Source organism: Moorena sp. SIO4G3 (assembly GCF_010692305.1).
GTDB lineage: Bacteria > Cyanobacteriota > Cyanobacteriia > Cyanobacteriales > Coleofasciculaceae > Moorena > Moorena producens_A.
This window is the reverse complement of record NZ_JAAHIG010000439.1, coordinates 1-6,939: the sequence shown is the minus strand read 5'-3', so window position 1 is coordinate 6,939 and position 6,939 is coordinate 1. Positions and strand designations below refer to the sequence as shown.

The following is a 6,939-nucleotide window of genomic DNA, read 5'->3' as shown; positions in this document are numbered from 1 at the left end:
TCTATCAAGCCTAGATAGGGCAGGTGTGCTTTCAGTTGCTCCTCAACGGTATTGGTAATTCCTTGGGTCTGTTGAAGAGATAGAGTCGGTGGTAGCATGATGTCCATCTCTACATGGAGTCTATGCCCCAGCCAGCGGGGTCGAAGGTTTGCGATCGCGTCAGCTTCTAGTTCAGGCACATGATTGATAGCATGGTTGAGGGATTCTAGCACTTCTGGTTCCACGCCATCGAGCAAGCGACTAAAAATAGTCTGCCCCGACTCCCAGACAATTTTTAGTAACACTGCTGTGATCACTAAACCAATCACCGGATCAGCCCAGGAATAGCCCAGGGCAACTCCCACAGCGCTGACCAACACGGCCAGACTGACTATACCATCTGCCATGGCGTGATACCCATCAGCAATCAGGGCAGCACTGTTGATTTCCCGGCCAACCCGAATCCGGAAAACAGCCACAAGTTCGTTGCCAATGAAGCCCACGATGGCGGCAATGGCCAGGGCACCCAAATGATGGAGGGGCTGAGGATGGTAAAATCGCTCCACAGACTCATAGGCGGTAATCACGGCACTCAACAGCACAATCACCACAATCATCACCCCGGCCAAGTCTTCCAATCGAGCAAAGCCATAGGAAAATCTTGCGGTTGGCTTGCGTTGCGATACTAGAAAGGCCACCCCCAAGGGCACAGCAGTCATAGCATCCCCCACGTTGTGAATTAGATCGGCCAGGAGAGCCACACTGCCAGAAAGCCAGAACACCACTGCCTGCAAGATGGCAGTGATCACCAAGCCCACCAGTGACCATTTGACAGCCCAGATTCCCCGAGCAGAGCTAGCAATTTCGGGGTCGATCACCCCATGGCTATGGCTATGATCACCATGGTGGTGATGGTGATGGTGATGGTGGTGATGTTCTAGCTCTGGTCTAGGGAGTTGAGGAATATCATCGGTGGGTATAGACGTAGGAAGTTGTGTCATAGTAATTTTCCAGACAGGACATCCATCTGAGGATATGGATGATAAGGGGGTTTTAGCACCAAAAGGTAAATTGTGATTTGGAAGGTTTGGGTTCCATTCCCAGAAAGAACCCAGGAAAGATGTGCGATAGGATGCCGAAGCAATAGCAAACAATGAGCACCTATCTATAATCCCTAGCTGTTTAATTCAACAGTCACTTATCGAGTAATTTTGTGAATTATTCTTTTCCAGAATTCTTGATTACTGACATCTAATTTATCTAATTCAGATGCTATCTGGGCTTGATCGATTTTTTCTCCATACACTGTTACAAAATCCTCTTTCATACTGATAACTGTCCAACCACGAGATTCAGGCACATCCTTTATCAATCCTGGGAATGCGATCGCTAAAAGGAACGTAGTTATTACTGGCAGAGATACAAGGTAACTATTCAGCTGTCAGCTATCAGCCCATAGGCTGAACACTGACGGCTGACGGCTGAACGCGCACGCGTGCGCGTAGGCATATGCTTACGATACAAGCAGCAAAAACTGTTGCCTTTTGCCTCTTGCCTTTCGCGTAGCGCTATATGGCTTTTACTTCCTAGTCAGCACCAACCTCTGTCAAGCCAATCTGATCAACAATGTTGTCAATGATTTCGTTAGGATTTAAACCAAAGGGAGGTTGACTGGGAGGATACTCGTCAAAGGTATTCAGGAACTGCTGCACAAGCCCTATTGCTGGCAGCAGCAAGTAATTCCGGCGAGACCACCAGTCATTGTAGTTATTGGAGTCTGTGTCTGCCCGCTCGTAGGGGTCCCGACGCAAGTTAAACAGTTTTGGAATCCGTAGTTGCACAAACGGCTCCCGCCAGACATCAAAATAGTGAGCCCGTTGTTCCGAAAAGACTACTTTCCAATCCCCAACACGAACCCCTGGCAGCTGACCTTCATCATTGAAGTAGATAAAGCCAGGACGTGCTCCTTTTTGGCTATCGGGATCGGTCAAATAGGGCAACTGATTATATCCATCCAGATGGGTACCGCAGAGCTTGCTGGATTGATCGTACGGACAGGGTTGCTTTAGGGTTTCTTTGAGGTCATCCATGCCAGCAGCTGCCATCAGGGTTGGCACCCAATCCAAGTGAGAGAAAATCTCATGGGACACTGTTCCAGCGGGAATATGAGCAGGCCAGCGTACCAGTGCTGGAACACGATAGCCGCCTTCCCAGTTGGTGTTCTTCTCGCCTCGGAACGGGGTCAGACCGCCATCGGGCCATTGGTTGTAATGGGGGCCGTTGTCCGTTGTATAAATGACAATCGTATTCTCGGCAATGTCCAGCTTATCCAGCAAATCGAGCAACTGTCCTACATGACCGTCATGCTCTACCATGCCATCACCGTAAAAACCCTGACCGCTGATGCCCTCTACATCATCATTGATGTGGGTATAGTAATGCATCCGGGTGGAGTTAAACCAGGCAAAAAAGGGCTTATCCTTTTTTACTGCTTTCTTGATAAACTTTTTCGTCCGCTTCAGGAAATCGCGATCGATAGTTTTCATGCGCTCGATGTTGAGCGAGCCTGTATCCTCACACTCCTGGTTACCCCAGGGACCAAACCGGCCTGCGTCTGGCTCTGTGCTGGGTTCATCTGTTGCCTTGCAATCGAGAACCCCCCGAGGACCAACATTTTGAGCAAACCAGCCATCTGGCCCGCCCGGATAGTCCACATTCTCCGGCTCTTCTTCAGCATTTAAGTGATAGAGGTTGCCAAAGAATTCGTCAAAGCCATGGACTGTGGGCAGAAACTTGTTGAGATCCCCCAGGTGGTTTTTGCCAAACTGTCCGGATGTGTAACCCAAGGGCTTCAGCATTTCTGCCAAGGTGGGGTCTTCATCCTGGATGCCAAAGGGTGCTCCGGGAAAACCGACTTTCAGCAAGCCAGTCCGCAAACCACTTTGCCCAGTGATAAAGGCTGCCCGACCGGCGGTACAGCTTTGCTCCGCGTAGTAGTCCGTGAACAGCATCCCTTCGTTGGCAATGCGGTCGATGTTGGGCGTGTCGTAACCCACGATGCCCTTTTCATAAGCACTGACATTAGTCCAACCAATGTCATCTCCCATGATCACCAGGATGTTGGGCGTGCCTTCTGTGTTGGCAAGTGCTATGCCCTGGTTAGTCACTGGGAGGAAACCAACTAGAGTGAAGGTGATCGTTAGTAGGATCGCCATCACCCCATTGAATAATCGCTTCCCAATTTGGGCAGTGTCCTGACTGCCCTTGGAGCGATTAGCTCTCTGAGATTTCATTAGAACTCCCGTTATATCGAAGTTTAAATTTTTGTGTTGCAATTTTTCTGCACCCGCTTGTAAGTATCTCACACTTTTTGCATCACAAAACTTTTTTTTTATGGAAAGGGAATTGAAAATACCTTGAGCAATGACCAGATTGTATCTGTCTAAATCAGCTGAAATATAGAGTTGGTAAGGACTTAGCTGAACCAGAGCTTTGATGAAATGAGGCTTCCACGATTATCTATATATTTTTTATTAATAATTGTACGCTATATAAGAAAAACTAATGCATTAACATGATTATTATTCTTACCTATCTGAAGTTAATGATTATTATTCTATTAGAATAATAATCATTAACTTTGTACTAGAATAATAATCATTAACTTAATAAAAATAAACCTTAATCAAGGTTAAAAAATCAAGGGATTTAATCTAAGTATGATAGAATAGTGTTTTAAGCATAACTAACTATAAAATTTATTAAGAATTTACCCTATTCGGTACTTAAACGACTATAATCCGTGGCCTAGAAAACATCGTTAATTAATGTTAAAAAATCGTGGAGTTGGGTCGAAGTTTGCTAAGCTAATATGTTAGCCAGTAAAAAGGATAAAATTTATTAAGAATTTGGTATATTCGGTAATTGTTCTGGTAGGATTATACTTTTCAAGTAAGCATTCAGGTATCAGTGATTGGCCTAGGGCCAAGCTAGGCGAGGTCACAGGCTAGAAGCCTGTGCCACGCATATGCTTACAAAAAAGCGATCGCTTTTTTGCGATCGCTTCTTATCGACCCAATCAAGGTTTGATATCCCTATTATTCAAATCATCCCGCACTGAGTAAAAAGCGTCCGCTCACAGATACTCAACACGCCCAATCATTTCCTCTGGTGTATAAATCTCCTGAATCAAAACTAATATCATATTCGGTTGAAGAGTTATAAATAGTAGGGAATCGGGAATCGGGAATCGGGAATCGGGAATCGGGAATCGGCAACAGGGAACAACGGATCTGGGAATGAGGAGGGAGATTACCTACTAGAAGCAAGTTATATTTTTTGATAACTGATTATCTGAACTTGATATAAGCCTTTTATCATCAGGAAAACAGTAGCAAAACGGAAACAAAACAGAGACTGGGATCGCAACCTCCAGTATCCTGTTCTAAATACAGTTAACATTTATTGATAAAATCTGATCAAAACAGTAAATCAACTCCCGGCAATAACTAGGGAGAGGATAGTTCCAAAGGGTTGCCTTGAAAGGGCTTTAATGTTCCGAACTTAGCATCAGGAAGTGAAGCCTATAGGGTAATTTTCCTAGGCCGAGTCTGGTAACAATAGTAATACCAAATCCGATTTAGCTGGGCAGTACTTTACTCCTCTTGCTGTGGAATGGGCATCTTGGTGAAATGGGCATCTTGGTGGAATGGGCATCTTGGTGAAATGGGCATCTTGGGTGGAACTGGCATCTTGGTGGAACTGGCATCTTGGTGGAACTGGCATCTTGGTGGAACTGGCATCTTGCCAGTTTCATGCTTATTTTCGCGCGGGCAGGATGCCCACTCTACTTCTATTCATTTGAAGACTGACGCAACGCCTTTTTTTTGCCTTTTGTCGGAGGCAGATTTCCCACAATATAGAATATTAGCTTGGTCTCGGCACTGTGTAGACAACAGTAGGTTCCATAGTGGTAATGTCTTCTAGCACCTGTGGGGAACGCCACGTATAAAACGACAAGGTCATCTCGTCTTCAGTGACATCAATGATGCTAAAGTTATTGTTTTCCAAGGGTTTGTTCGCCTAGGGTGGCCATAGGCCAGGCTTTCATCCCTATCCACCAACTTAGATGGAGATGATTCAACGTCTCGAACCGACGAAGGTAAAGGATAGTTTCCCGTCTGCATGGTAGTTTCAACTTTAGTATTACAAGTTTTCTGCACCGGGAGCATGTCACTGATGCAGAGCATTTGTACATTAGCTATACCCCCCTCATCGGTTTTAGCTTGCTGTGATAGTGCATAGTTCATAGTTGTGCAACGTTGACTGTGCAACGTTGACTGTGCAACTTTGACCTGCTGTCTTATTTAAGGTTAAACATAAACGGTTTCCCTGAATAATCAAAAATTCCAACTTTACGAACCATAAGAATAAAATAGTCTTTCACGAGATAATAATTAGTTTTATCTATGATTAGTTTTGTTAAGCGTCGTCATTTATCGTCTCAAAACCAGGTAGAATCGCTTTTCAATATTCTGGTCTAACTTGTGCTTTGCTCCTTCAGGGTCAGGGGTTTTTCCAAGTGGGCCACCATTTCAAGCTCGGCTTGGGCTATCAACTTTCTGCGCCGAGAGGGTTTGAGGGTGGGGGTGGAACTGCCTTGAATGGGAATGGCTTGAATCACCAACGGAACCAGATCATTTGCAACCAGCTGTTGAACATGGGGCTTATCGAACCAGTCAGGTTTATGTTGCGCCAACCAAAATAGTTCCCGCAGATAGTCCTTAATCTGCCCGATCCGATCGGGCAATATACTCACATGATTTTTGGCCAGGAAGCGATCGTCCAAATCATAGCGCTGCAAGTCATTTGCACAAGCTTCAAAGATTCCCACCGGGATGAATATCTCTACCATCATTCCCACTTGAGGACTCACGAAGCCCGTTTTCCGTTGCCGATCAAAACCATCCAAATCAGTTTGGGTACAAACGGGCTGACCGTGGGCATAAAAATTGCCTCCTTTGGCCGCCCAAACCAGCTCAAAACCTATCCCTGCTGTTTCGGACCTATTGCTTGAACCGATTGATTGGCGCTAATACGTGTGAAATATAAATCACCAATCTGGGTAGCCAAAAACTCACTCTGGAACGAACCACAAGAAAGCTGCATTATTTCCATTTGGCTATAAGTCAAAAACTCAGTCACCTGTTCCACATCCGTAAAACGACAGGAAATAATCTTGGAACGTCCTGCGGTAGATTCCTTCAAATCTTGACCATAAGAATTTGCTGCATTAAAACTCATGACTGGTTCAGATAAAATACACACCTGTTCTAAAAAGCGTCTGCTCACAGATACTCAACACGCCCAACCATTTCCTCTGGCCTATAAATCTCATAAATCAAAACTAAGCCTTTGATCATTTCACCAATCGAATTTTATCCTTCACCTCTTATCTCTCTCCATTTTTCCTGAAACTTTGAAGGAGGACTATTTCGCTTGATTTCTTCAACAAGTCTATCCGCTTCAATGGTATGACGATCAATTTATTCCCGATGCTCATAATAGTATGCCATTGCCCCATGAACCTGGGCTAAGGACAGATCATACTTCTGAGCAATTTCTTCTAAAGATTCTTTGATATCCAAATACATCTCGGCAATGGCAGCAACCGGCATTCTTGTCCCAGCAATGCGGGGTTTACCAAAGCAATAGTCAGGATCTATGGCAATATACTCTGTACTTATTTGTTGGATAGCTGACAGGGGGACATAAAGCTTATAACGTACACAGTGCCAACTCTATAGCCCGCTCACCCTTCTTGTAATAGTTGAGCCAACGACGGTTAATTGCCAAAAGTTCGTCCACTATTTTTTGGCATAATCCCCTTAAGAAAACCCACGAGTGCTGATGTAGGCCAACATAAAAAGCGCTATGTTGACGTTGTCCACTTGATTGGGT

The 6,939-nt window shown here is 45.0% G+C and carries 9 protein-coding genes and 1 pseudogene; 1 reads left to right on the top strand and 9 read right to left on the bottom strand.

Features of this window, described 5'->3' with window-relative positions:
- From F6J99_RS39310 to F6J99_RS39295, 4 genes are all read right to left on the bottom strand, one after another.
- Positions 1 to 980 (bottom strand): cation diffusion facilitator family transporter (locus F6J99_RS39310; protein ID WP_293121523.1); only part of this gene is annotated, 980 nt, incomplete at its 3' end.
- Positions 981 to 1,177: 197 nt separating this feature from the next.
- Complete coding sequence (locus F6J99_RS39305; RefSeq protein WP_293121521.1) at positions 1,178 to 1,339, bottom strand: hypothetical protein; 162 nt, start codon at positions 1,337 to 1,339, stop codon at positions 1,178 to 1,180.
- Positions 1,340 to 1,565: 226 nt separating this feature from the next.
- A complete protein-coding gene (locus tag F6J99_RS39300) occupies positions 1,566 to 3,272 on the bottom strand; it encodes an arylsulfatase (RefSeq protein ID WP_293121519.1) in 1,707 nt (568 codons plus the stop codon).
- 852 nt (positions 3,273 to 4,124) lie between these two features.
- On the bottom strand, positions 4,125 to 4,307 hold the full coding sequence (locus tag F6J99_RS39295) for a hypothetical protein (protein ID WP_293121517.1): 183 nt from the start codon (positions 4,305 to 4,307) through the stop codon (positions 4,125 to 4,127).
- A 355-nt stretch (positions 4,308 to 4,662) separates the two neighbouring features.
- Between F6J99_RS39295 and F6J99_RS39290 the strand changes: the two genes are divergently transcribed.
- On the top strand, positions 4,663 to 4,965 hold the full coding sequence (locus F6J99_RS39290) for a hypothetical protein (RefSeq protein WP_293121515.1): 303 nt from the start codon (positions 4,663 to 4,665) through the stop codon (positions 4,963 to 4,965).
- 35 nt (positions 4,966 to 5,000) lie between these two features.
- Here the strand turns inward: F6J99_RS39290 and F6J99_RS39285 are convergent, their stop codons facing one another.
- From F6J99_RS39285 to F6J99_RS39265, 5 genes and pseudogenes are all read right to left on the bottom strand, one after another.
- Positions 5,001 to 5,288: a hypothetical protein gene (locus F6J99_RS39285; protein WP_293121513.1), complete on the bottom strand. Its 288-nt coding sequence runs from the start codon at positions 5,286 to 5,288 to the stop codon at positions 5,001 to 5,003.
- Between the two features lie 230 nt (positions 5,289 to 5,518).
- A complete protein-coding gene (locus F6J99_RS39280) occupies positions 5,519 to 5,950 on the bottom strand; it encodes a hypothetical protein (protein ID WP_293121511.1) in 432 nt (143 codons plus the stop codon).
- 74 nt (positions 5,951 to 6,024) lie between these two features.
- Entirely contained in the window at positions 6,025 to 6,330 is a 306-nt protein-coding gene (locus F6J99_RS39275) for a hypothetical protein (RefSeq protein ID WP_293121509.1), read from the bottom strand.
- 194 nt (positions 6,331 to 6,524) lie between these two features.
- Positions 6,525 to 6,704, bottom strand: coding sequence for a DUF433 domain-containing protein (locus F6J99_RS39270; protein WP_293121525.1), 180 nt, complete (start codon positions 6,702 to 6,704; stop codon positions 6,525 to 6,527).
- Positions 6,705 to 6,756: 52 nt separating this feature from the next.
- Positions 6,757 to 6,939 (bottom strand): annotated as a pseudogene (locus F6J99_RS39265) (IS4 family transposase); the annotation flags it as partial.